The following is a 24,855-nucleotide window of genomic DNA, read 5'->3' on the forward strand; positions in this document are numbered from 1 at the left end:
GTAACCGGATTTTTAGCGTGAAAAAGTCTCGGCGATTGCTATATTATATGCGAATGAGGTGAAACGGTTCCGTTAGCCCGAGGCTGCCGGACCGTTTTCTTTTTTGCCTTGCGGCCGGGTTTCGGCCGCAAGGCGAACCGGAGAAGAGGTTGGAAATGAACAAGGTCCCGATGACCGCAAACGGCTTCCAGACGCTGAAGGAAGAGCTCCGTTGGCGTCAGCAGGAGGAACGCCCGCGCATCATCGAAGCTATTTCGGAAGCGCGCTCGCATGGCGATCTCTCGGAGAATGCCGAGTATCATGCCGCCAAGGAGGCCCAGAGCCTCAACGAAGGCCGCGTCGCCGAACTCGAGGACCTGATCGCGCGCGCCGAGGTCATCGACGTGTCCAAGCTCTCCGGCGAAAAGGTGAAGTTCGGCGCGACCGTGGTGCTCGTCGACGAGGACACCGAGGAAGAGAAAACCTACCAGATCGTGGGCGACCAGGAAGCCGACGTGAAGTCGGGACGGATCTCCATTTCCTCGCCGATCGCCCGCGCGCTCATCGGCAAGGAAGTCGGCGACGCCATCGAGGTGAATGCGCCTGGCGGCGCTCGCGGCTACGAGATCGTCCAGGTCAATTTCTTCTGATACCGGCGGCCGATAGATCGACCGCTGGCGCGCGTGGCCCTCGCCTTTCGGTGCGAAAGCCAGGCTGCCCGGACGGGGCGCGCCGGGGATCGAGGTTGGGTGCATGCACCGCATTCGGGCCGCCCCGGTGCCTCACCTTCCACACCCGTTTGCGTAGAATGAAGCGCCGCGCGCGTCCAAATTGACACGCGACGCTTCATGATCGAGCCAGGGCCTGTTCGATGTCTGCGTCAGAAACCGTCAGGGGACAGGCTTCGCCTCCCGGACATCAACCGCGACCACGGAATCCGGGCCGGCCTGGCGGCTTCACGCGGGGTCAGCCGGGTCAATATAGCGCCGGTAACTACCTCGGCCTGGACCGTTCGATGATGGCCTCGAAGTCGGTCCCCTTCGGCAGCGCGCCATATTGGTGCGCTCCATGGCTGTCGAGTCGGGAAGCGCAGAAGGCCTCCGCGACTGTCGTCGGCGCGTGCCGAAGCAGCAGGCTTGCCTGCAGGCCGGTCGCCAGGCGATCCACCAGATCGCGCCCTCGCTCCTCGAAGTCGTCGGTGACGCGCAGGTCCGTCCTCAGCGAGCCGATGTGACGGTCCAGTATCTTGCTGCCGCCCCTTGCGAGGTCGACTTCCGCGAAATAGGCGTCGACCGTCTCGGGCGTGCGGCGCATCGCGCGAAGAACATCGAGGCACTGCACGTTGCCCGAGCCTTCCCAGATAGCGTTGACCGGTGACTCGCGGAAGAGCCTCGGCATGGGACTGTCTTCCATGACGCCCGAACCGCCGATGCACTCCATCGCCTCATAGGCCAGGGCGGGGTTCCGCTTGCAGATCCAGTATTTTCCAATGGCGGTGCCAAGGCGGGTCAACTGGGTCTCATGCGCGTCCGACGGCTCGTCCAGGGCACGCGCGATGCGCATGGTGAGTGCGATGGCGGCCTCCGTTTCGAGAGCAAGGTCGGCTAGAACGTTGCGCATCATCGGCTGGTCGATCAGGCGCTTTCCGAAGGCATGTCGCTGACTGCAATGGTCGATCGCCTGGCTCGTCGCCATGCGCATGCCCGCCGACGAACCGACCATGCAGTCGAAGCGCGTCATGGCAACCATCTCGATGATGGTGGCGACGCCTCGGCCTTCTTCGCCAACCATCCATCCCAGAGCGCCTCGCAATTCGGTTTCGCTCGAGGCATTCGAGGCGTTTCCCATTTTCTTCTTGAGCCTCAGCACCTGCAGCGGGTTCTTTGTCCCATCAGGCCGCCAGCGCGGTACCAGGAAGCACGAAAGGCCCCCTTCGGTCTGTGCGAGCACGAGAAATGCATCGCACATCGGAGCCGAAACGAAGAACTTGTGGCCGACGAGCTCGTAAGCCTGGCCCGGCCCGCCGGCGCCGACGGGAATGGCGCGCGTGGTGTTGGCACGAACGTCCGATCCACCTTGTTTCTCGGTCATGGCCATGCCGATGGTGACGCCCTGCTTCTGTTCGACGGGAACATTGCGGGGATCGTAGATGCGGGCGAGCATCTTCGGGAGCCAGTCCCGGGCGAGTTCCGGCTGCCGTCTCAGGCAGGGCACCGCCGCGAAGGTCATGGTGACGGGGCAGCCGTGGCCGGCTTCGACCTGGCTGTGCATAAAGAAGCGGGCAGCGCGTGCGACATGGGCACCCGGCCGAGGTTCCTCCCATGGCGAGGAATGCAGGCCTTCCTCGATCGAAGTCGTCATGAGACGATGATAGGCCGGATGGAATCGAACGAGGTCGACACGCCTGCCGTAGCGGTCATGGGTATCGAACTCGGGCAGATGCCTGTTCGCGAGCGCGCCGAGTTCCAGATACTCCGCCGATCCAATCCGCGCGCCGAAATCAGCGAGATCGTTCGCGGCCCATCCGGCGCCTTCCCGTATGACAGCCTCCTTCAGCGGCACGTCGGCGCTGAAGAGATTGTAGTCCGCCAGTTCGAAGGGCTGGTTGATCACGTCATGGGTGACGGCGCCGTAGCGGTCCAGGGCGGGAGCGCCAACAAGGGTAGCGTCTGGCATTGGTATCTCCGGTTGCTGGAAATCGCGTAATGATCGCGCATTCGGGCCTTGTCGTCATTTCATTTTCAAGCGCGGCCAGGCTGGCGGCGCGACATCCTTGTCATGGCGACGACCAGTCGGGGCGTATCTCGCGCAGGGCCGTGCCGGTACCGCGATCAGACCCGTGGTTCGAGCAATTGGTCCGCGACAGCCAGAACGCGCCCGACTGAGACGCCGCCGCCAGGCGTCTCTGCCGCCAGCGCGACCGAACACGGTCCGACGGGGCCGGTGAGGCCGGGTTCGGTCGCAAGGAATATGGCTATTGTCGGCACGCCGAAGGCGCTGGCGAGATGCATCAGCCCCGTATCCGCGCCGATCACCAGGCTGGCCCTGCCGATCTCGGCCGCGATCGCGGTCAGCGGCGAGCGCGGGATGACGACGGTTTCGGGAACCGCATCGGCGATCCCTTCGGCGACCGCCTGCTCGGCGGGGTTCGACCAAGTCGTGACGGGCGTGAAGCCGCGTGCGACGAGTGCCTTGGCGGTCTCGGTCCATGCGGGCAAGGGCCATTTCTTGCTTTCCCAGCTAGTGCCGTGCAGCAGGAATGCCGTGCGGGCACCGTAAGGCGGGGTCTGCGCCACCGGCGCCACGATGCCGTTCTCGATACTGGAGAGGTCGGGCTGGTAGCCGAGGGCCGCGCCGAACAGCAGTCGCGTGCGGCTGATCGCGTGAAGGCCGCGGGCAACCGCATAGTGGTCGCGATAGAACAGCGCCGACAGGCCCTCCCGTGCGCTGTTGCGGTCGAAGCCGGCGATCGGCGCGCCGGCGAGTTTTGCCAGGAAGACGCTCTTCAGCAGCCCCTGCGCGTCGATGACGAGGCCATAGCGGCGCGCGCGCATGTCTTTCCGCACCTTGCCCACTGCCGCCCGGGTGGCTGCGGAGAGCGGCGCCTTGCGCCAGGAACGCACCGCCACCTTGTGGATGCGTTCGATGCCTGGATGCAGCGCCGCCAGGCCGGCGAAGGGCTCCTCCACGCACCAGTCGAAGGTGATGTCGGGCCGGTGCCGCAGCGCGTCGGTCACCGAAGGGAACGTATGGATCACGTCGCCCATCGACGAGGTCTTGACGATCAGCACCCTCATGGCGATGCCTGCATCAGCCGTTGCGCGGCGGCGAACACACGGTCGACATCGAGCTTGTTCAGGCAATCGAGATGGCCGAGCGGGCAGATCCGCTTGTGGCAAGGCGAGCAGTCGAGCCCCAGCCAGACGAGCTCGCGCCGTTCGCTGAGCGGCGGCGTGTTCTTCGGCGAGGTCGAGCCGTAGACGGCGACGACAGGCGTGCCGACGGCGGCGGCGACATGCATGAGGCCGCTATCGTTCGACAAGGCTAGGCGTGCCGACGCGAGGAGGTCGATCGCATCCTCCAGGCGTGTGCTGCCGGCGAGGTCGACGGCGCCCGGCGCAAGGGCGGCGATCTCCGACGTCACCGGCCGGTCGTTGGCCGAACCGAACAAGGCGACCTGAAGGCCCTCCGCCAGGAGGCGGCGGGCGAAGTCGGCATATTGCTCCGACGGCCAGCGTTTTGCCGGGCCGAACTCGGCGCCCGGCATCAGCGCGGCAAAGCTGCCCTTGGTGAGACCGTGGCGGGCAAGCTGCGCCTGCTGGTTCGCCGCGTCCACGCTCAACCGTGGCGGCTGGAAGCTGCCGCCGCCTGCCAGGCCGAAGAAGGCCTGCGCCGTCTTGCGCTTCAGGTGCTCGGGCAGCGGCACGATGTCATTGACCAAGCCGTAGCGCATCTCGCGTCTATGGCCCGTGCGGCGGGGAATGCCGGCGAAGAACGGCACCAGCGCCGACTTCCAGCTGCCCTGCATGACGAAGGCCTGGTCGTAGCGGTTCTTCAGTGCGCGTCCCGTCCGCCAGCGCAGGCCAAGCTCGAGCTTGTTGCGGGAAAAGGGCGCGTCGATGCGGGCGCGCACTTCGGGCATGCGCCCGACCAGGGGGGCGGCCCAGGCCGGCGCCATGACATCGATCGCGGCGTCGGGATGAAGCTCTTTCAGCGCGATGAACAGCGTCTGGGCCATGACCATGTCGCCGACCCAGCGCGGGCCGATCACGAGGATGGATGGGCCTTCAGCCATTCGACATATTCTCTGGTGCCGGTCTCGAGGTCGCGGAAGGTCCCGTTGTAGCCGGCCGCGCGCAGCCGGGACATGTCGGCCTGGGTGAAGCTCTGGTAACGGCCCTTCAGATGGTCGGGGAAGTCGACATATTCGATTTCCCCCCGCCCGAGCGATGCGATCACGGTCTCGGCGATGGTGCGGAAGGGCTGGGCCCTGCCGGTGCCGCAGTTGAAGATGCCGCTGATGCCGCGCCGCCAGAGCCACAGATTGACGTCGGCCACGTCGCCGACATGGATGAAGTCGCGGCTCTGCTCACCCGGGCCGTAGCCGTCATAGGCGCCGAAGAGCTTCGGATCCTCGCCGCGCTCGACCTGATTGAAAAGATGGAACGCGACCGAAGCCATCGCGCCCTTGTGGGCCTCGCGCGGGCCGTAGACGTTGAAATAGCGCAGGCCGACCACGGGCGAGTGCTCGGTCGGGAAGACCCTGGCCCTGACATAGTCGTCGAACAGCTTCTTCGAATAGCCGTAGACATTGAGCGGTCGCTCGAATTCCGGCTCCTCGCGGAATTCCGCGCTGCCGCCATAGACGGCCGCCGACGAGGCATAAAGGAAGGGCACGCGCCGGCCGAGGCAGAAATGCAGGAGCTTCTTGGAGTAGGCGTAGTTCACCTCCATCATGAACTTGCCGTTCCATTCCGTCGTGGCGGAGCAGGCGCCCTGGTGGAAGACGACGTCGATCTTGTCGAACGCGTCGCGCTCGACCAGGGCCAGGAATTCATCCTTGTCGAGATAGTCCGAGATTGCGAGGTCGGCGAGGTTGCGGAACTTCGTGCCGTCGGTCAGATCGTCGACGGCGACGATGTCGGTGCGGCCGGCCGCGTTCAGCGCCGCCACGATGTTGGAGCCGATCATGCCCGCTCCGCCGGTGACCACGATCATGGCCTTCTCCTGCCGCCCGTTGGTTGGTGCGAGCTTATAGGCGAGCCGAGGGGCGCTGTCGACAAAGGGCCGTGCTGCAACTGGCCCCGGTTGCGTCGGCCGATTTTGCGGTATATCGGCTGCGCATGAGCGATCCTTCGGCAAAGACCGTGGAACAGGAACAGCCGGTCGCGGCGCAGAGCCCGGCCAGCCTCTTGTCGGCCATCGACAGGTTCCGTGAAGTCAGGGTCCTGGTCGTCGGCGATTTCATCCTCGACCGTTTCATCAACGGCGTCATCGAGCGCATCTCGCCGGAGGCGCCTATTCCGGTCCTGCATGGGCGTGGCGAAACCTCGACGCTGGGCGGGGCGGGCAATGTCGTCTCGAACATCGTATCGCTCGGCGGCACCGCACTGCCGATCGCCGCTATCGGCAACGATGCGGCCGGCCGCGCCGTCGTCGCGACGCTGGAGAACCAGGGCGTCGACACGTCTGCGATCGTCGTGGATGCGGCGCGCATGACCTCCTGCAAGTCGCGCTTCAGTGCGCTCAATCAGCAGGTCCTTCGTTTCGATGAAGAGGAAATCCGGCCGCTGTCGCCGGAGGAACGCCGCATGCTCGTGGAGCGTTTCCGCAAATATCTGCCGCTCTGCGACATCGTCCTGCTTTCCGACTACGGCAAGGGCATGCTGCTCGACGGTGTTGCCGCCGAACTGATCGGACTGTGCGGCGCCTCGGGCAAGCGGGTTATCGTCGATCCCAAGGGCCGCGACTTCTCGCGCTATGCGGGGGCGACCGCAGTATCGCCGAACCGCAAGGAACTCGGCGAGGCTGTCGGCCGTGCCGTTGCCAACGACGACGAGGTGGTCGATGCCGCAAGGCACCTTATCGGCGCGCATGGCTTCGATTTCGTGCTGGCGACGCGCAGCGAGAAGGGCATGAGCGTGGTGAGCGCCGACAATGCCCGCCACATCCCGACCCAGGCCCGCGAGGTGTTCGACGTGTCGGGCGCCGGAGACACGGTGATCGCCTCCTTTGCCCTGTCGCTCGCGGCCGGCCTCGACAGGCACGCCGCCGCGACGGTGGCCAACGCCGCCGCGGGCGTCGTCGTCGGCAAGCGCGGCACGGCCCGTGTCTCGGCGGAGGAACTGGTTGCGGCACTGTTCCGCAGCGATGCGACCGCGCATACGGAGCGCTCCGTCGTCGATCTCGAAACGGCCGAGCAGATCGTCGCCGCATGGCGGCGGGAGGGCCTCAGCATCGCCTTCACCAATGGATGCTTCGACATATTGCATGCAGGCCATGTCTCCCTGATCCGCCAGTCGCGCGCCAATGCCGACCGGCTGATCCTCGGGCTCAACAGCGATGATTCCGTGCGCCGGCTGAAGGGCGAGGCGCGGCCGGTGAACAACGCCCAGGACCGTGCTTTCGTGCTCTCGGCGCTCGCCGCCGTCGATCTCGTCGTGGTCTTCGATGAGGACACGCCGCTCCGGCTGATCGAAAGGCTCATGCCTGATGTGCTGGTGAAAGGGGCGGACTACACGATCGACACCGTGGTCGGCGCCGATATCGTGCAGGCGGCGGGCGGGCGCGTCGTGCTCGCCAGGCTGGTCGACGGCAAGAGCACCACCGGCATGATCGAGCGGATCAACGGCTCCGGCGCCAACGCCAGGTAAGGATATCAATGGCTTCCCTGAACGAATATCTGAAGCGCTCTGCCGAGGCGATCGTCGCCATGGTCGACGACCGCGAGTTGTCGGCGGCGATGGAACGCGCAGTCGAGGCGATCGTGGCCGGGCTCGGCGCGGGCAAGCCGCTGCTCGTCTGCGGCAATGGCGGCTCGGCTGCCGATGCGATCCATATCGCCGGCGAATTGGTCGGCCGCTTCCTCAAGGAGCGCAAGGCCTACAATGTGCTGGCGCTCCCCTCCAATGTCGGCGTGATGACGGCCTGGGGCAACGACTACGGCTTCGACACCGTCTATTCGCGCCAGGTCGAGGCCCACGGCGTCGCGGGCGGTGTGCTGATCGCCATCTCGACCAGCGGCAATTCCACGAATGTGCTGCTTGCGGCGGAGCAGGCGAGGGCGATGGGCATGACGGTCGTCTCGCTCACCGGTTCCACGGGCGGCAAGCTGGCTGCCCTCTCCGACATCCTGCTCAACGTGCCGTCGACCTTCACGCCTGTCATCCAGCAGGGTCATCTCTGTCTCTACCATCATCTGTGCGAGGCGGTGGAAGCTCGGCTCGCCGATGGCTGACGCCGAACTCCATCTCGAGGATGGAGGCTTGTGGGTCCAGCCGCTGGCGGTCCCCGCCGAGACGGCCGGCCGGCCGGCGCTGTTCCTCGATCGCGACGGCACGATCAATGTCGATACGGGCTATCCGCGCGATCCCGCCGAGATCGTGCTCCTGTCGCCGATCGTTCCCGTGATTCGCGCCGCAAATACGGCGCATATCCCCGTGGTCGTCGTCTCCAACCAGTCGGGTATCGCACGCGGGCTGCTCGACTGGAACGATTTCGCCGCCGTCAACGCCCGGCTGCTCGACCTGCTGGCCGAACAAGGCTGCTTCATCGCCATGGTCCTGGCCTGCGCCTATCACGAACGTGGCAAGCGGCCGCTCAACGTTGCCGATCATCCGATGCGCAAACCCAATCCCGGCATGCTGTTCAGGGCCGCCGAACTACTGGACCTCGACCTCAGCGGGTCCGTCGTGGTCGGCGACAAGCCCTCGGACATGGAGGCCGGGCGTAGGGCGGGGCTCGGCGAAGGTTGGCTGATCGGCGGGACTTGTTCGGGCATGCCGGGCTTCGCCTGCCGTGCGCTGCTGAGCGATCCCGATTGGGCGGCGCTCGTCGAAAGGGTCTCGCGGCTTTCGGTGCGCAGCTAGCCGATCGCCACCGGCCCCTCATCCTTGACCTGGCGGATGGTGAGCGCGGTGCGCACCGTGTCGACATTGGGCGCCGAGGTCAGTTCCTCGATGACGAAGGTCTGGAACGTCACGAGATCGGTGGCGACGCAATGCAGGAGAAAGTCCGAATCGCCCGAGACCATCCAGGCCCGGCGCACGATCGGCCAGTTGCGGGTGCGGTCGGCGAAGGCCTTGAGATCGGCTTCCGACTGGTGCTGCAGCCCGACCTGGCAGAATGCGACGACATCGAAGCCGAGCGCCGGGCCGTTGAGCTGCGCGCGATAGCCCTGGATCACACCAGCATCCTCGAGGCGCTTCACGCGCCTGAGGCAGGGCGGAGCCGAAATGCCGACGCGCCGCGACAATTCGACATTGGTGACCCGGCCCTCGTTCTGGAGTTCCCGCAGAATCTTCCAGTCGATGGCGTCGAGATCGGCCTTCAAGGGCATGTCGACAGGTCGCTCCGGAACGAATCGCGCAACAATATGTCGCTTTGACGAAATATAAATACCGGAATGCGCCGAAAGCACCAGCTTTCGCCCTACGACTTCACAGCTTTTCGGCGTAGCCTGCGTCCGGCGGGGCTCGGGAGAGGGGCTTGAACCCCAAGCTTTCGGGGGAGGAACAATCCGCCGCCTTGCAACAGGTAGGGGCCAACACCTAAATTGGCGGCGAAAGTCTGTGTTTGCGGCGGGCGCGCGATGTGTTGCGCCCGCCTCTTTTGAAGGCACCGCTATGAGCGTCAAACATGCGCCCGTCCTGATCATCGGTTCCGGTCCCGCCGGCTACACGGCTGCCATCTACGCGGCGCGAGCGATGCTGAAGCCGGTCCTCGTCGCCGGCCTGCAGCAGGGCGGCCAGCTGATGATCACGACCGACGTCGAGAACTATCCGGGTTTCGCCGATCCGATCCAGGGCCCGTGGCTGATGGAGCAGATGCTCAAGCAGGCGCAGCATGTCGGGACCGAGATCGTCAACGACCTGATCACCGAGGTCGATCTCGACGTCAGGCCGTTCCGGCTGACGTCGGATTCCGGCACCGTCTACACCTGTGATGCCCTGATCATAGCGACGGGCGCGCAGGCGAAATGGCTCGGCCTTCCGAGCGAGCAGACCTATATGGGCTTCGGCGTGTCGGCCTGCGCGACCTGCGACGGGTTCTTCTATCGCGGCAAGGATGTCGTCGTCGTCGGCGGCGGCAATTCGGCCGTCGAGGAGGCGCTCTACCTCTCCAACCTCGCGCGCCATGTGACGGTCGTCCACCGGCGCGGGGAATTCCGTGCCGAGCGCATCCTGCAGGAGCGGCTCTTCAAGAAGGAGAACATCACCGTCCTGTGGGACACCGTGGTCGACGAGATCACCGGCAAGCCGGGCAAGCTGCCACTGCCGCCATCCGTCACCGGCATCAAACTGCGCAACGCCAAGACGGGAGCCGGATCGGAAATGGCGATCGACGGCGTCTTCGTGGCGATCGGTCATGCGCCGGCGGTCGAACTGTTCGCGGGCAAGCTGAAGCAGAAGCCGAACGGCTATCTGTGGACCGCGCCCGATTCCACCAGGACCGATGTGCCCGGCGTCTTCGCCGCGGGCGACGTGACCGACGACGTCTATCGCCAGGCCGTTACGGCAGCGGGCCTGGGCTGCATGGCGGCGCTCGAAGCCGAAAAGTATCTGGCCGAGATGGAACTCCATCGGGAAGCCGCGGAATAGCAGATCAAACGCCTGCAAAGACAAGGGGAACACATGGCGTTGGACTGGGACAAGCTACGCGTGTTTCACGCAGCGGCGGAGGCTGGCTCCTTCACGCATGCGGCCGAAACCCTGAAGCTCTCGCAATCCGCGATCTCGCGGCAGGTGAGCGCGCTCGAGCAGGATGTCGGCGTGCCGCTGTTCCATCGCCATGCCCGGGGCCTGGTGCTGACGGAACAGGGGGAGATGCTGTTCCGCACGGCGCACGATGTGCTGATGAAGCTCGAGAACATCAAGAGCCGCTTGACCGAGGCCAAGGACCGGCCATCCGGCATCCTGCGTGTCACCACCACTGTCGGCCTCGGCGCAGGCTGGCTGACGGAGCGACTGCACGAATTCCTCGACCATTATCCGGATATGCAGATCCAGCTCATCCTCGCCAATGAGGAACTGGACCTCACCATGCGACAGGCCGATTGCGCCATACGTCTGCGGCAGCCGCAACAGCCGGACCTGATTCAGCGCCGGCTGTTCACCGTGCATTTTCATCTCTATGCGTCGCCGTCCTACATCAACAAGCACGGCAAGCCGAATTCGATCGCCGATCTCAAGAACCACCGTATCGTCACCTTCGGCGTGCCGGTGCCGACCCATCTCAGCGAGTTGAACTGGCTGGAGACGGTCGGCGATTTCGAGGGCGGCAAGCGTGTCGCGACTTTGCAGATCAACGACATCCTGTCGATCAAGCGCGCGGTGAAGCGTGGCGCCGGCATCGCCATGCTGCCGGACTACGTCGTCGACAAGGATGCCGGTCTCGTGCAACTCCTGCCCGAAACCGAGGTGCCGTCCTTCGACACCTATTTCTGCTATCCGGACGCGATGAAGAACCAGGCCAAGCTGCATGTCTTTCGGGATTTCGTGATCGCCAAGGCGCGCAACTGGTCTTATTGACTTCGACCTTGGGTTGGGCCACAGGCTTGGCCTTTTTGCATGGGTGCTTTGCAAACTCCATGCTTGTTTCTTGAGCAATTGCAGCACATATAACAATCATCTCCTGGGCGCGTTCCTCCTCCCATTAGCGCCCACGAGTGTTCCCCTCTGGAGGTTTTGCCTTAACAGGCGCTTCCAATCAAACTTAGCCGGATCATTTCGATCCGGCTTTTTTGTCTCCAGCAATCTGCGATCCGTCTGGCCTTGCCCGGCGCCCGGCGCTATGTCGTGCGTCCGCCGGCGCGCGAAGCAGGGCTGCGACGTTGGTACAAAGATCTTTCCGGACTTGTGCTTGTTTTTCGCGCGGGCTGCGCCCATATATCAATCATCTCCTGGGCGCGTTTCTCCTCCCATTGGCGCCCCGGTGAGTGTTCCCCTCTGGAGGTTTCGCCTCAACAGGCACTTCCATCACTTAGCCGGATCGTTTCGATCCGGCTTTTTTCTTGTTCGGTTCCCGCCTGACCTCCCACCGTCGCTTCGATCGAGCCGGGTGCCCTGCGGGGCTTTGACCGATGACGCGATCCCGAGATCGTGGCTTCGCTCGAGGTCGAAGGCCGGAACCTGCATGGCAGCCCTGCATTTTCCATGCTTGTTTTCCGGGCAGGTCGCGCCCATATAAGCGCCATCTCCTGGGCGCGTTTCTCCTCCCATTGGCGCCCGGTGAGTGTTCCCCTCTGGAGGTTTTGCTTTAACAGGCACTTCCAACAAACTGGCCGGGTCTTCGTGATCCGGCTTTTTTTTGTTTCCGCGTGCAGCGACAAACAGCCCGCATCAGGCGTCGTCCTCGATGCTATTCGCAGCGGGAGCATTTTCAGGTCCTTCTCCGCGGACTTGCTCGGCACGTTCTCCAGGGACGTAACGCAGGTTACATCGGTGTCGTCAGCAACAGTGCGGACCCGGAATATCGCGCAGCATTCGGCTGTACGAGAAGGCCCCATGCCGCCGGATATCGGGTCGGAATTGTCGCTCGCCGGTGGAAAACCCGACGTTTCCAGCCCGCGTAACGGTCACATGTAACCTCCGGTAACCTGACGAATCCGTTGGCAGCGTCATATCAATGCGAACAGGACGCGGTGGGGACATCAAGTGATGGGGGCATCACGGGACGTTCCGGGCTCAGGCAAGCGCCGCGTCCGTTCAGTTTCGCCGGCGATCTCAGGCGCCGGCCCGTCGCGGCGGACCTGCCGTACCGCCTCCCGCGGAACGGTCCGCAGAAGCGGCGTCCGGACCTCCCCCCGGGCGCCGCTTTTCTCGATCTGAAGGGCATGCGCTCATTGGATGAGCAAGGGGGACGGGGGATGAGCAAAGGGGACAGGCGAGGGTCGCTCCGACAGTTCTGACGGATGCCTTCGTGAACTTCGGAAGCCGGCGCAGCGCCCGTCACATATAGAGCGTCGCCGGATCCATGCCCTTGTAGAGGTTGGCGACCTCGGCGCCGTAGCCGTTGAAGATCTGTGTCGGCACGACCTCCCCCGTGTGCAAGACACGCTCGTTCGCCTGGCTCCAGCGGGGGTGCGGAACCTCGGGGTTCACATTGGCCCAGAATCCATATTCGCTGGGCTGGATCGCCTCCCAGAGACCGACGGGCCGTTCGGCGACGAAGTCGATCTTGCGGATCGACTTGATCGACTTGAAACCGTATTTCCACGGCAGTGCCAGCCGGATCGGCGCACCGAACTGCTTGAGCAGCGGCTTGTCGTAGGCGCCGGTCACGATGAAGGCCAGGTCGTTTGCAGCCTCCTCGATGGTCACGCCCTCGACATAGGGCCAGGGATAGAGGAAGCTGTTCTGGCCGCTTGCCATGGACGGATCGAGGAAGGTCTCGAAGCGGACGTATTTTGCACCGGACTGAGGCTTCACGGCAGCGACCAGCTTGTTGAGCGCAAAGCCGGCCCACGGGATCGTCATCGACCAGGCCTCCACGCAGCGGTGACGGTAGAGCCGTGTCTCCAAGGGGAACTTTCGGACGAGATCGTCGAAAGCGATGGTCATCGGCGCATCGACCAACCCGCCGATCTCGATCTCCCAGGGACGGATCACCAGCGACTGGGCCTCCTGGGCGATCTCCTTGTAGGTGCCGAATTCGTAGAAATTGTTGTAGTTGGCGTTGATCTCCTCGGGCGTCACGCTGCGGTCGAGCTTGTAGGCTTCGTTCTTCTTTGCCGGGTAGAGATCCGCCGTCGGGTCGGCCGCTTCGGCCAGGCTTTCGCCGAGCCCGCCACCGAGCGCGCCCGCGGCCATCAGCCCGAAACCCATTGCCTTGAGCAGAACTCGGCGATTGAGGAACGCGTCCTCCGGTGTCGCCAGTCTTTCCGGAAGCGCCCAGGACGGGCGGCGATGAACAAAAACCATCTGCAAGCCTCGCATATCCGGACCACACACTGGTCCCGTGCAGAGGCGAGGGCAAGCTCGCCTCTCTTCACATACGCGTGCGGCAGCTCCTTTGTTTCCCGGTCCGGAAAGCTTTTTTCAGGCCGCCTTTCCGCCCGAGTTCATCACCTCGTCAGCCAAGCGACCCGTCAGTTCGGCCATATGGTCGAAACGGGCGACATAGGTAGCCACACCCGCCGTCGCCGATCGCAGCTCGATGATGAGGTTGCCGATCTGGGATTGCGGCATGGTCGCCTCCACAACGTCCCAACCCGGCCAGCCCGGTCGCGCGTCGTAGCCCAGTATCTGGCCGCGCCGTTGCGGCACGAGCGCGGTGATCCTGGCTGTGGCATCCGAGGGGGTGAATATCTCTACCTTCATGATAGGCTCGAGCAGGACCGGCGAGCAGGCGGCCATGCCCTCCTTCATGGCGAGCTTGGCCGCCATCTGGAACGCCATATCGGACGAATCGACTGTGTGATAGGAGCCGTCCGCCAGGTTCACTGCGACATCGACCACCGGAAAGCCGAGCGGACCCGACTTCAGATAGTCGCGCACGCCGGCCTCGACGGATGGAATGTACTGCTTGGGCACGACGCCGCCGGTGATCGTGTCGGTGAACTCGAAGCCGGCGCCGCGCGGCAGCGGCTTGATGTCGAGCACCACGTCGCCGAACTGGCCGTGTCCGCCGGACTGCTTCTTGTGGCGGCCGCGCTGGGTGATCGATTTGCGGATGGTCTCCCGATAGGGCACCGCAGGCGGATGGCCCTCGACCGGGATCTGGTTCTTGCCCTCCAGCCGCTCCACGATGACGCGCAGATGCATCTCGCCATGGCCGGAAAGGATCGTCTCCGACGAATCCTGTTCGTGGTGAAGGCGAAGCGACGGGTCCTCCTCGCCGAGGCGCTGCATGGCCGCCGATAGCTTGACCTCGTCCTTGCGCTCCTTCGGCCGCAGCGCGAAGGCAAAGACGGGCTGCGGCGGTTCGATCTCGATCAGCGCCGGAATCCCGCCCTTGGTCGTACTCAGCGTCTGGCCCGTCTTGACGTCGTCGAGCTTGCCGAGGGCGACGGTGTCGCCGGCCTTGGCAGAGGCCAGTTTGGTCTGATCCTTGCCGAACATCCTGTAGATGCCGGACACCTTGGCCGTCCGGCCGTCCGACAGCCAGAGCTCGGCGCCGTCGGCGACCGAGCCGGAAAGGATACGCGAAACCGAGAGCTTGCCGCCATGGGGAGTGTGGATGGTCTTCATGACCTGGATGACCGTGCTGTCGGCGGGCGCCCCCAATCGCTGCCGGGTCGCCTCGATATCGGGCGCATCGTGCCGGATGGCTTTGAGCAGACGCAGGACACCGTTGCCTTTCTCGGCCGTGCCGATCAGCACAGGCGTCACCGAGCCGTCGCGCAGGTCGGCCGAGAGGTCGTCGAAGACCTGGTCACGGGGCGGTTCGATCTCTTCGAGCAGGTTCTCCATCAACTGGTCGTCATGGTCGGCCAGCGTCTCCAGCATCGAGAAGCGTGCTTCGATCTCGCGCGCCTTCTCGTCGCTCGGTATGTCGGTCACCTCGCTCTCGGCATATTCGCGGTAGATGTAGGCACGCTCCAGCGCGAGATCGATCGAACCGATTATGATGCCGTCCTTGCGCAACGGGATCTGCCGCAGCAGCAGCCGCGTCGTGCTCGCCGGCTGCAAGAGCTTCAGCGTGTCGCGCACGCCGGCCTCGGTCCTGTCGACCTTGTTGAGGAAGAGGAGCCGCGGCACGCCGAGTTCGTCGAGCTTGCGCAGGATGAGCTGCAGGGCGGGGATCTTCTTCTCGTCGGCCTCGGCCACGACCACGGCCAGGTCGCAGGCGGCCAGCACGGGTTCGGCCTCGAAGGAGAATTCGATCGAGCCCGGGCAATCGATGAAGGTGAGGCTGTCGCCCATGAATTCCGTCGTGGCGACCGTCGCCTCGACGCTCATGACGTGGGCCCGGGCCTCGGGAGAATAGTCGCCGACGGTGGTGCCGGACGAAACGGCCGCCTGGCGCGGGATCGCTCCCGTGCGCGCCAGGATGGCTTCAAGAAGAGAGGTCTTTCCGCTGGCGAAGGGACCGACAATGGCGATGCATTTCGGTCCCGACAGTCGTCCTCCGGCGCGATTTCCCATGGTGAGCTGCCTCCTCCTCGTGACGTTGTCGTTGAGGCGGCGGCCGGCCTCCTCCGGCCGTCGCGCGACTGGGCTGTCATGCCGCTGTCATGGTCATCGTCACATGCCTTTCGGCCAAGGGCAAGGCCGCAATTCGACGGCCATGAAACTGATCTGCCGTCAGGCCGCCACAGCAAGCTTCGACATGCTCTCATGACGAGGATCGCTGCCGGCGAGGCCGGCGGCGACCGTCACTTGGCGGCAGCATCCTCGTGCATCAGGCTCAGGCCCTTGGCCGTGCGCTTCTGGAAGCCTTTCCAGTAGGTGTGTTCCGGTTTGAAGGAACCATCCTCGTTGGCCGCCCAGACACCGTCGTCGGCGTTCTCCACGAGCGAGAGGTAAGGCGACATGCCGGCATCGCCTTTCAGCTCCTTGCCGAGGAAGGCGGTCACGAAATGCTGTGCGATGTTGTTCATCCGCGCCGTATCCCAGACCGGATCTGCGTAATGGTCGAACGGGACGAAATCGAGCGTGTCGACCTTGCTCCAGGATTCGGCCGGAGCCGGAATCGGTGCTGCGGCATTGTGGTTGGCGTTCTCGAAGGTCAGCAGATAGCGGTCGGCATTGACGCTCTGCTCGAAGATCGTCTTCACGCCGTTCTCGTAGCCCGACACGTCGTCGACGCTTCCAGCAACGAAGAAGATCGGCTTGCGCACGCCGGCGAGCCCGGCCTCGTCCCAGAAGCCGCGCTCCATCCCCCAGGGCGCGAAGGCAACAACGGCCTTGATGCGAGGATCGATCAGCTGTTCGTGGCTCTCCGAGCCGGCAAGATGAATTTCAAGCGTATCTTCCGGCGCGCCCCATGTGAAATCGGTGGCGGCCTTGGTGACGCCACCGCCTGCCGTGATCACGGCGCCGTAGCCTCCCATGGAATAGCCGATGACCGCGGTCTTCGACGTATCGACAAGGCCTGAAAGGAAATGCCCGCCTTCCGTCGACAGCCGCGCCATCTCCTCCAGCACGGATTTCTGGTCGAGCGGCCGGTTGACCAGCGTCGATCCGAATTTCTGCTGGTCGTCATAGGTGGATTCGGCATGGTCGATGGAGGCCACCACGTAGCCTTTGCTAGCCAGATTCTCGCCGAGATGGGAAAGCAGGAAGCGGTTGCCGGGATAGCCGTGGGACATGATGACCAGCGGATAGGCGCTGCCCTTTTTCGGCTCGGCGTCGCGAAGCGCCCTCCCGTGCAAAGTCACCTTCGTCTTGCCGTCACGCAGGAGGACATCCGTATAGTCGCTCGCCGCGGTGCCGTCGGGAACGTCGGCCGGATACCAGACTTCTAGGGTCAGCTTGCGATCGTAGCGGGGCAGGGGTTTTCCGGCCTCCACCTTGAGAATATCTACCTGGCCTGGATTGACGATTTCAATCGTTCGCACGCCGATGTCTTCCGGGCCGAAGGCGGCAAGCTCCGGTGCATCGGGCCGGACGAGATCGATGCGATTGTCTTGGGCCATCGCGCCGGTGCCCTGAACTCCGAGAAAGGTAGCGGCTACTGCCGCAAAGAGCGTCTTCATCTTGTATCCCCTGGTTGCGTTTCCGATGCTCGAGACCGAACGAATAGGCGAGGAAGAAGAAAATGCCGTGACGCTGCCGGCGTTTCCCAAATCGTCAGGCAGGAGGGAAACGCCGGCGTTGATGAACCTTACGACAGCGAAGCCGTGAAACGCTGGATGCGGTTGCAGGCCTCTTCGAGCAGGGCTTCCGAGGTCGCGTAGGAGATGCGGAAGTTAGGCCCAAGGCCGAAGGCCGAGCCATGGACGACCGCCACGCCTTCGGCTTCGAGCAACTCGCCGACGAAAGTCTCGTCATTGGCGATGACTTTGCCAGCAGGCGTCTTCTTGCCGATCAGGCCGGCGCAGGACGGGTAGACGTAGAAGGCGCCTTCGGGCGAGGGGCAGGAAATGCCGCGCGCCTGGTTGAGCATCGACACGACGAGGTCGCGGCGACCCTGGAAGATCGCCTTGTTTTTCCTGACGAAGTCCTGGGGGCCGTTGAGCGCTTCCACCGAAGCCCACTGCGCGATGGTGCAGGCGCCCGACGTCTGCTGGCCCTGGATCATGTCCATCGCCTTGATCAGCGCGACCGGTCCGGCGGCATAGCCGATGCGCCAGCCGGTCATGGCATAGGCCTTGGACACGCCGTTCATGGTGAGCGTGCGCTCGTAGAGCGCCGGTTCGACCTCGGCGATCGTCTTGAATACGAAGTCGCCATAAATGAGGTGCTCATACATGTCGTCGGTCAGGATCCAGACATGCGGATGCTTCAACAGCACGTCGGCGATCGCCTTCAGCTCTTCGGCGGTGTAGGCCGCGCCCGATGGGTTCGAGGGCGAGTTCATCACAAGCCATTTGGTGCGCGGGGTGATCGCCTTCTCGAGCGCTTCGGGCTTCAGCTTGAAGCCGTTGTCGATCGTCGTCTCGGCGAAAACGGCGGTGCCGCCGCACAGCGCCACCATCTCGGGATAGCTCACCCAGTAGGGGGTCGGCACGACCACCTCGTCGCCGGGGTTGAGGGTCGCCATGAAGGCGTTGAACAGGATCTGCTTGCCGCCGGTGCCGACGATGGTCTGCTCCGGCCGGTAGTCGAGATTGTTCTCGCGCTTGAACTTCTGCGCGATGGCCTCGCGCAACGGCACGATGCCGGAAACCGGCGGATACTTGGTCTCGCCCCGCTTGATGGCGGCGATCGCGGCTTCCTTCACATTGTCGGGCGTATCGAAATCGGGCTCGCCGGCGCCAAGGCTGATGACGTCGCGGCCTTTCGCTTTCATCTCGCGCGCCTTCTGGGTGACCGCGATCGTCGCGGAAGGCTTAACGCGGGAAAGGGCATCGGCAAGGAAGGCCATGGCAGTCTGTCTCCAATAGGCATAGCCGCTGATCGGCGGGCATCTACCGCATCGGCCCGAGATCAATTCGATGCTCGGAAAGCGCGATGCGTCGACGTGAGAGCGTCCTTTGTGCATCCAGGAGGACGCAACCGCGCTCTATTGTCCGATAGGCCGGCAAACCGCAAGGGCGGATCCATGAATTCGCGCGATGGCTTCATCACGCCGCCGTTTGCAGTCCGTTCGACCCCCATGAATGCATGATGCGCGCTGCTGCGAAAACGCCCGGACCGGGGGACAGCGGGCATTGATTTGCGTGGCTTGCTTCCTATGCCTTTTTGGCATTGAATTTGTTGCGCTATTCACGCCGGATTTTTGCCAATCATGTCTTTTGCATCTCCTGCCGCTTTGATCGACAGCATTTACGAAGCCGCCTTCCTGCCGAATATCTGGGACTCGGTGCTGCATGACATGGCGCGGTCGATCGGCGCCGAAGGCACCGTCTTGTTCAATTCGCGCGCGGCTTCGACGCGGTGGCGGGCGTCCCAGGGCATAATGGACATGATCGAGCGCATCCTCGCCGAGGATTGGACCAGCCGGAACCCACGCGCCGAGCGGCTGCTGTCCGCGCAGCATCATGGCTTCCTGAACGAGGCCGACCAGTTCACCGAGGAGGAATACAACCGGTTTCCCATCTATACGGACCTCATGCAGCCATGCGGCTACGGCTTCGGGGCAGCAACCGCCATTCACGTTCCGAGTGGCGACAATCTTGTCTTCTCCGTCGAAAAGAAACGCGACAGCGGGCCCGTCAGTCGGCAAGGAATCGAATTCCTCGACCTGCTGCGTCCTCACCTCGCCCGAGCCGCACTGTTGTCGAGCCGGCTGGAGTTCGAGCGCATCAACGCAGCCGTAGAAGCCCTACAGATGACCGGCCTGCCATCTGCCGTGCTGACGAACGACGGCAAGGTGATTGCAAGCAATGCGCTTCTCGAGGGGCTTGCACCACAGGTTTCCGTGGCGGCCTTCGATCATTTGCGCTTTGCATACGCGCCGGCCAACGCATTCCTGACCAATGCGCTCGCGCAATTGCGCCTTTCTCCGATTTCAACGGCAACTGCCAGCCGTTCATTTCCCCTCCCGCAAAGGGAGGGCGCACCCGCGGCTGTGGTGCATCTCGTGCCCGTCAAAGGGGATGCACGCGATATCTTCGTGCGAGCAGCCTCTTTCCTGATCATCACACCGGTCGACCGAAAGCAGGTGCCGTCTGCCGAAACGATCCAAGGTCTTTTCGACCTTTCCCCGGCGGAGGCGCGGGTGGCCCGCTCGCTCGCGGCCGGCAGCGACGTCGCCGGCACCGCGCTTCACTTGTCATTGAGCCCCGAGACTGTCCGCAGCCACGTGAAGGCGATATTGGCAAAGTCGGGGATGAACCGGCAAACCGACTTCGTCGCAGCCATTGCGACAATTCCTCCGATTGGGTTGATCCATCGGATGAAGGCGAGGTCTTGAGGCCTGGCGCAGAAGCCGTCGGACTCATTCGTGCTCGCCTCCCATCCTGAATGGCGATCAAGCGGCGTCCAATTCGCTCCCGGTCACCCAAATTGGTGAAGACGTTCTCGCGCGCGGAACTATTCGTCGAGTTGGAGGTGGCCCGATGGCGCCTCCTGTTCGAACTCAGCTCCGGGGGAGTACCAGAATGCCCAATCGCCGCGATATGTTGGCCGCCTGCATGGTGGTTCTTGCGTCCGCTTCCTTTGCATCACAAGCTTTCGCCACAGGCTTTTCGTGGGACGGAACCTGGAGTGGCAAGGCCGCCAATGGTCGGACGACCGTGATCAAGATTTCAAACGGCAAAGTGGTAAGCTGGACATCCAACGGCTCCGCGGCAAACATCAAATCATCGTCGGTGACTTCAACCAAAGTGATGATTCAGCACGCCGAGGGTGCGCGTGTTACGCTGCGCCCACGCGACGACGGGACTGTCTCCTACAAATGGCAAGGTAACAACGCCAGCTCTACTGCGATCCTCAAGCGTCGCTAGCAAGAATGTGAATTCGTATTGTGTGCTATTGAAAGTCAATTTTTCGGTAGCTCAATAACCTCTTGCGCGATTGAGTTGTGCATCGGAATCCTTATTGAATGAGTGTTTGTGGGGGATTTAAATGATACCGATCAATCCAAAAGGATCATCTTACACTATAAATTTGGCAAATTATGGTTATGTCACCAATGATGTCATCTACATAGGCGTCTTCGGTGCGTTCGTTGCTGGTATTGGCTATCCAGATTCATCTCACAATTCGTCTCTACAATACGGGAGCTTTCTTTTCAGGATGGGTCGAGACGTCTATCATCGAATGACCCTCGATGCGGGCCTTAGCGTTACAATAAGACAAAATGACATTCCCTTGGAGGATAATTCAGATCCCGACGGCAATTATCGAGTGATGTTAAAACCCAGAATTTTCTCATACTTCGACAATATCGTAAATTTGGACAATCCGTCCGAAATGCAAAAGAAGGCGGCCGATGCTGGAGAAAACGTATACGATAGTGGGAATGGGAACGACGTAGTTCGACTGCCCGATTATTCAAGCTATTCGTTGGTGCGGTGGGTTTCACGAACCGCGTTCCATGCTGGAGATGGGAACGATAGAATCACAGGTGGAGATGGAAACGACATCATCCACGGCGACAACGGCAACGACATCATCAGCGGAGAGATCGGCTACGACCTGCTCTACGGCGGAGATGGAGCCGATCTGATCGTCGGCGGCTATGGCGCCGACCAGATGTCCGGCGGCTTGGGTGACGACCGGATCTATGTCGACAACGCCGCAGACAAGGTGTTCGAAGCCGCGGGACAGGGCAACGACACGGCCTACTGCTCGGTCAGCCATACGCTGGCGGCGGGGCAGCATGTCGAGACCATCGCCACAACCAATTTGGGCGCCACCGGCGCGATCAACCTTGCCGGCAACGAGCTAGGCCAGAAAATCGTCGGCAACAACGGCCGCAACATTCTCAACGGCAATGGCGGCAACGATGTGCTCTACGGCTATGCCGGCGACGATACGCTGATCGGGGGCACAGGGATCGATCAGATGCATGGTGGGGTCGGCAGCGATGTCTTCCGTGTCGACCATGCCGCAGACAAAGTGTTCGAGACCGCGGGCCAAGGTGCCGACACGGTGCTGGCGTCTGCCAGCTACGCGCTCGCTGCCGGTCAGAGCATCGAGAGGCTCGCCACTTCCCTATTGACGGCTGTTGCGGCGATCCGGCTCACCGGGAACGAATTCGACCAGACGATCAGCGGCAACAACGGCGCCAATATAGTGTCGGGCAACGGCGGCACGGATGTGCTGTTCGGGCATGGCGGCAATGACACGCTCAATGGCGGCTCCGGCGACGACGTGCTCGATGGTGGCTCCGGCAACGACAGGCTGGATGGTGGAGACGGCAACGACACCTACGTGCTCGCCAACGGTGCCGATGTCGTCGTCGACATTGGCGGCACGCTCGACGCCATCACCTCGACCATTTCGCGCAGCCTCGCCAACTATGCCACGATCGAGAAGCTGACCTTGCTGGGAACCGCCAACATCAACGGCACCGGCAACGGCCTTGCCAACACCATCGTCGGCAATGCGGGCAACAACACGCTCAATGGCGGCCTCGGCAGGGACGTGCTGACCGGCGGGACCGGCAATGACAGCTTCCGCTTCGATACCGCGCTCTCGGCCGCCAATGTCGACCGCATCACCGACTTCTCGGTGCCGCGGGACACGATCGTGCTGGAGAACGCCGTCTTCAAGGGGTTGGCCGCCGGCACGCTCGCCGCAAGCGCTTTCGTGAAGAATACGACCGGGCTCGCGATGGATGCCAATGACCGCATCATCTTCGAGACCGACACCGGCAAACTGTTCTACGACAGCAACGGCAGTGCTTCGGGAGGCGCGATCAATTTCGCGACGCTTGCGCCGAACCTGACACTCACCAATGCCGATTTCCAGGTGATTTGAGGGCCGGGAAGCAAAGGGTCCGCACCCCTCTTCCGTTGCAGGCGCATCGCCCGTGGACGGCTGCCAATATGCCAGCCGACGGCGAAATTCCCCCTGTGCGCCGAACGGTATTTCATCTGAGTTGCCATGAATTGACAGCGTGTGTCGGGTGGCCTGTCGTCAAATGGGCTGCCCAAGTCGGTAGACGCTCCGAAGGAACGGGTAATGACGAACCCAGTTTCCCCTTCATAGACAGAGCGGCAGCATCGACGGAATTGGTAGTACTGCACTTTAGCGGTCTGTCGAGCACCGGATTCGAAAGCGGTGCCCATTTTTCTCTGATGCTACAGGCATCCATCCGTGCGGCCCGATCGCCGGAACGGGACTATGCGGTCGCGTGCTTCGGCAGCCGATCTCAGGGCCGCTCGCATAAAAAGCAGTTGTATCGCATTTGAAGTATCTACTTAACGGCGGGTCAAAATGACCTCTGTATTTCTGTCCGGGTAGCCTGACCTTGCCCGGAGTTGAAAGTAGTGTCGTACAGCAACGGGCCTGCCCATACCCGACAGAAGAAGACCGCCGGCGATGCACGTGTCATCCGGACGGTCGAGCGGAGGAGGGCCAGGCCATGAACGCCCAGGCCTCCCGCCCCGTCAGCGTCAACGATGCCATTGTCACGGACGAGATCGGCATCGAGTTCGGCGTGATGGGCGACTACCGCCTGAAATGCGCCTACCAGCCTATCTTCAGACGGGACGCCGCCCATCTTCGCCCGGTGGCCGTCGAGGGAACGCAGATCGCCTTCCTCGAAGGGGAGCGTGCCGAATGGCCGTCCTTCATGGCCGACGTCTCAAGGGCCGACCGATCCTTCGTCGACCGCCTGGGGCGCACGCTTTCGCTGCGCAACCATCGCAATATCGGCCTGCCGGAGATGGACCTCCTGTTCACCTCCGATCCGATCCCCGACGGCGACGTCGACCGGTGGCCGGGACCGATGGCTCTGCTTCCCGGCCGGCTCGAAGAGATCGATCTCGATCCGGCCCGCCTCATCTGCGAGATCAACGACGCCGTCTGGCTCGACCGGGAGGCGCTGCTTGATCTCGCCACGGGCCTGCGGCGGGCCGGCCTGCGTATTGCCGTCGGAGATTTCGGCTCGGGCCATGCCACACTCGAGCGCATCGGCCTCGTGAAACCCGATATCGTGACGATCGACGAGGCGTGGTTCCATCGCCTGTGCGAGGACGAAGGCACGGTGCGCCTCTTCGGGCCGATCGCCGCGACTTTCCGGCAACTGGGTTCGCAGGTGCTCGTCAGCGGCATCGAGACGCCGGCGCAGTTGCGCATTGCGCTGGATGGCGGCGCGGATCTCTTGCAGGGACCGCTGCTTTCGACGCCGGCGCTCGCCGGCTCGACCTTCGACGAGACGCCGCTCCTGATCGAGAAGCTGCTGAGGACATCGGGCAAGGTGGTCCCGCTGTTCGGCAAGAACAACAAGCATAAGCGGCGTTGATAGATCTCGAAAAACTAATCGTTGGATCGCCGCGCCGCCGAAGGCGATAGTGCCTCGGCAACCGGAGGGACGGCCATGAAGACGATCTACGGCATGGTGGAGAGCGGCAACTGCTACAAGCCGCGTTTGCTGATGGCCAAACTCGGCCAGCCCTTCCGGCACGTGGCGGTGAGTTCGCGCGACGGCAGTACCAGGACCGCCGACTATCTCGCCAAGAACCCCAACGGCATGGTGCCGCTGCTCGAACTCGAAGACGGGAGGCTGCTGGCCGAATCCAACGCGATCCTGCTCTATCTCGCCGAGGGAAGCCGCCTGCTGCCGCAGGACCCTTATGACCGGGGGCTCGCCTATCAGTGGCTGTTCTTCGAACAGTACAGCCACGAGCCCTATATCGCAGTTCGCAAGGCGCTGATAACGTTTCCCGAGCGTGCCCGGGACGCGACGCCCGAACGCCTGGCGCTGACGCTGGAACGCGGCAACCGGGCCCTTGGCGTGATGGAAAAACACCTCGCCGAAAACAGCTTCTTCGCGGGCGATGCGATGAGCGTCGCCGATATCGCGCTTTATGCCTATACGCATGAGGCGGGGAAGGGCGGCTTCGATCTGTCGGCCTATCCTTCGGTCGGCGCCTGGCTCGATCGGGTGCGGGCGGACCCCGGCCATGTGACGATCGACTGGCTGCCCTGATCATCC

General features: G+C 63.2%; 20 protein-coding genes. 11 read left to right on the forward strand and 9 right to left on the reverse strand.

What is annotated here, in order from left to right; translation table 11 throughout:
- Window positions 1–155 precede the first annotated feature (155 nt).
- On the forward strand, window positions 156–629 hold the full coding sequence (gene greA, locus JN302_RS17580; protein ID WP_202313761.1) for a transcription elongation factor GreA: 474 nt from the start codon (window positions 156–158) through the stop codon (window positions 627–629).
- A 343-nt stretch (window positions 630–972) separates the two neighbouring features.
- On the opposite strand, the gene JN302_RS17585 is transcribed toward greA, so the two are convergent.
- From JN302_RS17585 to rfaD, 4 genes are all read right to left on the reverse strand, one after another.
- Window positions 973–2,655, reverse strand: a complete 1,683-nt coding sequence (locus JN302_RS17585) for an isovaleryl-CoA dehydrogenase (RefSeq protein ID WP_202313762.1) — start codon at window positions 2,653–2,655, stop codon at window positions 973–975.
- Window positions 2,656–2,810: 155 nt separating this feature from the next.
- Window positions 2,811–3,776, reverse strand: coding sequence for a lipopolysaccharide heptosyltransferase I (gene waaC, locus JN302_RS17590; RefSeq protein ID WP_202333909.1), 966 nt, complete (start codon window positions 3,774–3,776; stop codon window positions 2,811–2,813).
- Window positions 3,773–4,774: a lipopolysaccharide heptosyltransferase II gene (gene waaF, locus JN302_RS17595; RefSeq protein ID WP_202333910.1), complete on the reverse strand. Its 1,002-nt coding sequence runs from the start codon at window positions 4,772–4,774 to the stop codon at window positions 3,773–3,775. Before waaF ends, waaC begins: the two co-directional genes overlap by 4 nt.
- Entirely contained in the window at window positions 4,747–5,697 is a 951-nt protein-coding gene (gene rfaD, locus JN302_RS17600; protein WP_202333911.1) for an ADP-glyceromanno-heptose 6-epimerase, read from the reverse strand. Before rfaD ends, waaF begins: the two co-directional genes overlap by 28 nt.
- A 125-nt stretch (window positions 5,698–5,822) precedes the next feature.
- On the opposite strand from rfaD, the gene rfaE1 reads away from it, so the two are divergent.
- From rfaE1 to JN302_RS17615, 3 genes are read left to right on the forward strand one after another with little or no spacing between them, the layout of a single operon-like run.
- Window positions 5,823–7,352 (forward strand): D-glycero-beta-D-manno-heptose-7-phosphate kinase, encoded by a 1,530-nt coding sequence (gene rfaE1, locus JN302_RS17605; RefSeq protein WP_202333912.1) that lies wholly within the window; start codon window positions 5,823–5,825, stop codon window positions 7,350–7,352.
- Between the two features lie 8 nt (window positions 7,353–7,360).
- A complete protein-coding gene (locus tag JN302_RS17610) occupies window positions 7,361–7,936 on the forward strand; it encodes a D-sedoheptulose-7-phosphate isomerase (RefSeq protein ID WP_202313771.1) in 576 nt (191 codons plus the stop codon).
- Window positions 7,929–8,567 carry a D-glycero-alpha-D-manno-heptose-1,7-bisphosphate 7-phosphatase gene (locus JN302_RS17615; protein WP_202333913.1) on the forward strand — a complete coding sequence of 213 codons (639 nt, stop codon included), beginning with the start codon at window positions 7,929–7,931 and terminating at the stop codon, window positions 8,565–8,567. The genes JN302_RS17610 and JN302_RS17615 overlap by 8 nt, the downstream gene beginning before the upstream one ends.
- Here JN302_RS17615 and JN302_RS17620 read toward each other — a convergent pair.
- Entirely contained in the window at window positions 8,564–9,037 is a 474-nt protein-coding gene (locus tag JN302_RS17620; RefSeq protein WP_202313774.1) for an Lrp/AsnC family transcriptional regulator, read from the reverse strand. The two genes, JN302_RS17615 and JN302_RS17620, sit on opposite strands and share 4 nt — an antisense overlap.
- 286 nt (window positions 9,038–9,323) lie before the next feature.
- On the opposite strand from JN302_RS17620, the gene trxB reads away from it, so the two are divergent.
- Window positions 9,324–10,298, forward strand: coding sequence for a thioredoxin-disulfide reductase (trxB, locus tag JN302_RS17625; RefSeq protein WP_202313775.1), 975 nt, complete (start codon window positions 9,324–9,326; stop codon window positions 10,296–10,298).
- Between the two features lie 33 nt (window positions 10,299–10,331).
- A complete protein-coding gene (locus JN302_RS17630; protein ID WP_202313776.1) occupies window positions 10,332–11,228 on the forward strand; it encodes a LysR family transcriptional regulator in 897 nt (298 codons plus the stop codon).
- Between the two features lie 1,419 nt (window positions 11,229–12,647).
- Here JN302_RS17630 and msrP read toward each other — a convergent pair.
- The 4 genes from msrP to JN302_RS17650 form a co-directional block, all read right to left on the reverse strand.
- Window positions 12,648–13,619 carry a protein-methionine-sulfoxide reductase catalytic subunit MsrP gene (gene msrP, locus JN302_RS17635; protein WP_202313777.1) on the reverse strand — a complete coding sequence of 324 codons (972 nt, stop codon included), beginning with the start codon at window positions 13,617–13,619 and terminating at the stop codon, window positions 12,648–12,650.
- Window positions 13,620–13,736: 117 nt separating this feature from the next.
- Window positions 13,737–15,785 carry an elongation factor G gene (locus JN302_RS17640; protein WP_202333914.1) on the reverse strand — a complete coding sequence of 683 codons (2,049 nt, stop codon included), beginning with the start codon at window positions 15,783–15,785 and terminating at the stop codon, window positions 13,737–13,739.
- 230 nt (window positions 15,786–16,015) lie between these two features.
- The gene (locus JN302_RS17645; RefSeq protein ID WP_202333915.1) at window positions 16,016–17,338 is read right to left on the reverse strand and encodes an alpha/beta hydrolase family protein; all 1,323 of its coding nucleotides are present in this window, start codon (window positions 17,336–17,338) and stop codon (window positions 16,016–16,018) included.
- Between the two features lie 128 nt (window positions 17,339–17,466).
- Window positions 17,467–18,669 carry a pyridoxal phosphate-dependent aminotransferase gene (locus JN302_RS17650; protein ID WP_202333916.1) on the reverse strand — a complete coding sequence of 401 codons (1,203 nt, stop codon included), beginning with the start codon at window positions 18,667–18,669 and terminating at the stop codon, window positions 17,467–17,469.
- Between the two features lie 450 nt (window positions 18,670–19,119).
- Here JN302_RS17650 and JN302_RS17655 point away from each other — a divergent pair, with 450 nt between their 5' ends.
- From JN302_RS17655 to JN302_RS17675, 5 genes are all read left to right on the forward strand, one after another.
- On the forward strand, window positions 19,120–20,160 hold the full coding sequence (locus JN302_RS17655) for a helix-turn-helix transcriptional regulator (RefSeq protein WP_202333917.1): 1,041 nt from the start codon (window positions 19,120–19,122) through the stop codon (window positions 20,158–20,160).
- Window positions 20,161–20,347: 187 nt separating this feature from the next.
- Entirely contained in the window at window positions 20,348–20,692 is a 345-nt protein-coding gene (locus tag JN302_RS17660; protein WP_202313785.1) for a hypothetical protein, read from the forward strand.
- Window positions 20,693–20,813: 121 nt separating this feature from the next.
- On the forward strand, window positions 20,814–22,673 hold the full coding sequence (locus tag JN302_RS17665; RefSeq protein WP_202333918.1) for a calcium-binding protein: 1,860 nt from the start codon (window positions 20,814–20,816) through the stop codon (window positions 22,671–22,673).
- Between the two features lie 607 nt (window positions 22,674–23,280).
- Window positions 23,281–24,162: an EAL domain-containing protein gene (locus tag JN302_RS17670; protein WP_202313788.1), complete on the forward strand. Its 882-nt coding sequence runs from the start codon at window positions 23,281–23,283 to the stop codon at window positions 24,160–24,162.
- Window positions 24,163–24,237: 75 nt separating this feature from the next.
- The gene (locus tag JN302_RS17675; RefSeq protein ID WP_202313789.1) at window positions 24,238–24,849 is read left to right on the forward strand and encodes a glutathione S-transferase family protein; all 612 of its coding nucleotides are present in this window, start codon (window positions 24,238–24,240) and stop codon (window positions 24,847–24,849) included.
- Window positions 24,850–24,855 lie beyond the last annotated feature (6 nt).

Origin of the sequence: Mesorhizobium sp. L-8-3, from assembly GCF_016756615.1 — a bacterium.
Lineage (GTDB): Bacteria > Pseudomonadota > Alphaproteobacteria > Rhizobiales > Rhizobiaceae.

Excerpts from the sequence above, each read along its gene's own strand:
- greA (WP_202313761.1), top strand. The coding sequence starts at position 156 with ATGAACAAGGTCCCGATGACCGCAAACGGCTTCCAGACGCTGAAGGAA.
- JN302_RS17585 (WP_202313762.1), bottom strand. The coding sequence starts at position 2,655 with ATGCCAGACGCTACCCTTGTTGGCGCTCCCGCCCTGGACCGCTACGGC.
- waaC (WP_202333909.1), bottom strand. The coding sequence starts at position 3,776 with ATGAGGGTGCTGATCGTCAAGACCTCGTCGATGGGCGACGTGATCCAT.
- waaF (WP_202333910.1), bottom strand. The coding sequence starts at position 4,774 with ATGGCTGAAGGCCCATCCATCCTCGTGATCGGCCCGCGCTGGGTCGGC.
- rfaD (WP_202333911.1), bottom strand. The coding sequence starts at position 5,697 with ATGATCGTGGTCACCGGCGGAGCGGGCATGATCGGCTCCAACATCGTG.
- rfaE1 (WP_202333912.1), top strand. The coding sequence starts at position 5,823 with ATGAGCGATCCTTCGGCAAAGACCGTGGAACAGGAACAGCCGGTCGCG.
- JN302_RS17610 (WP_202313771.1), top strand. The coding sequence starts at position 7,361 with ATGGCTTCCCTGAACGAATATCTGAAGCGCTCTGCCGAGGCGATCGTC.
- JN302_RS17615 (WP_202333913.1), top strand. The coding sequence starts at position 7,929 with ATGGCTGACGCCGAACTCCATCTCGAGGATGGAGGCTTGTGGGTCCAG.
- JN302_RS17620 (WP_202313774.1), bottom strand. The coding sequence starts at position 9,037 with ATGCCCTTGAAGGCCGATCTCGACGCCATCGACTGGAAGATTCTGCGG.
- trxB (WP_202313775.1), top strand. The coding sequence starts at position 9,324 with ATGAGCGTCAAACATGCGCCCGTCCTGATCATCGGTTCCGGTCCCGCC.
- JN302_RS17630 (WP_202313776.1), top strand. The coding sequence starts at position 10,332 with ATGGCGTTGGACTGGGACAAGCTACGCGTGTTTCACGCAGCGGCGGAG.
- msrP (WP_202313777.1), bottom strand. The coding sequence starts at position 13,619 with ATGGTTTTTGTTCATCGCCGCCCGTCCTGGGCGCTTCCGGAAAGACTG.
- JN302_RS17640 (WP_202333914.1), bottom strand. The coding sequence starts at position 15,785 with ATGGGAAATCGCGCCGGAGGACGACTGTCGGGACCGAAATGCATCGCC.
- JN302_RS17645 (WP_202333915.1), bottom strand. The coding sequence starts at position 17,338 with ATGAAGACGCTCTTTGCGGCAGTAGCCGCTACCTTTCTCGGAGTTCAG.
- JN302_RS17650 (WP_202333916.1), bottom strand. The coding sequence starts at position 18,669 with ATGGCCTTCCTTGCCGATGCCCTTTCCCGCGTTAAGCCTTCCGCGACG.
- JN302_RS17655 (WP_202333917.1), top strand. The coding sequence starts at position 19,120 with ATGGCGCGGTCGATCGGCGCCGAAGGCACCGTCTTGTTCAATTCGCGC.
- JN302_RS17660 (WP_202313785.1), top strand. The coding sequence starts at position 20,348 with ATGCCCAATCGCCGCGATATGTTGGCCGCCTGCATGGTGGTTCTTGCG.
- JN302_RS17665 (WP_202333918.1), top strand. The coding sequence starts at position 20,814 with ATGATACCGATCAATCCAAAAGGATCATCTTACACTATAAATTTGGCA.
- JN302_RS17670 (WP_202313788.1), top strand. The coding sequence starts at position 23,281 with ATGAACGCCCAGGCCTCCCGCCCCGTCAGCGTCAACGATGCCATTGTC.
- JN302_RS17675 (WP_202313789.1), top strand. The coding sequence starts at position 24,238 with ATGAAGACGATCTACGGCATGGTGGAGAGCGGCAACTGCTACAAGCCG.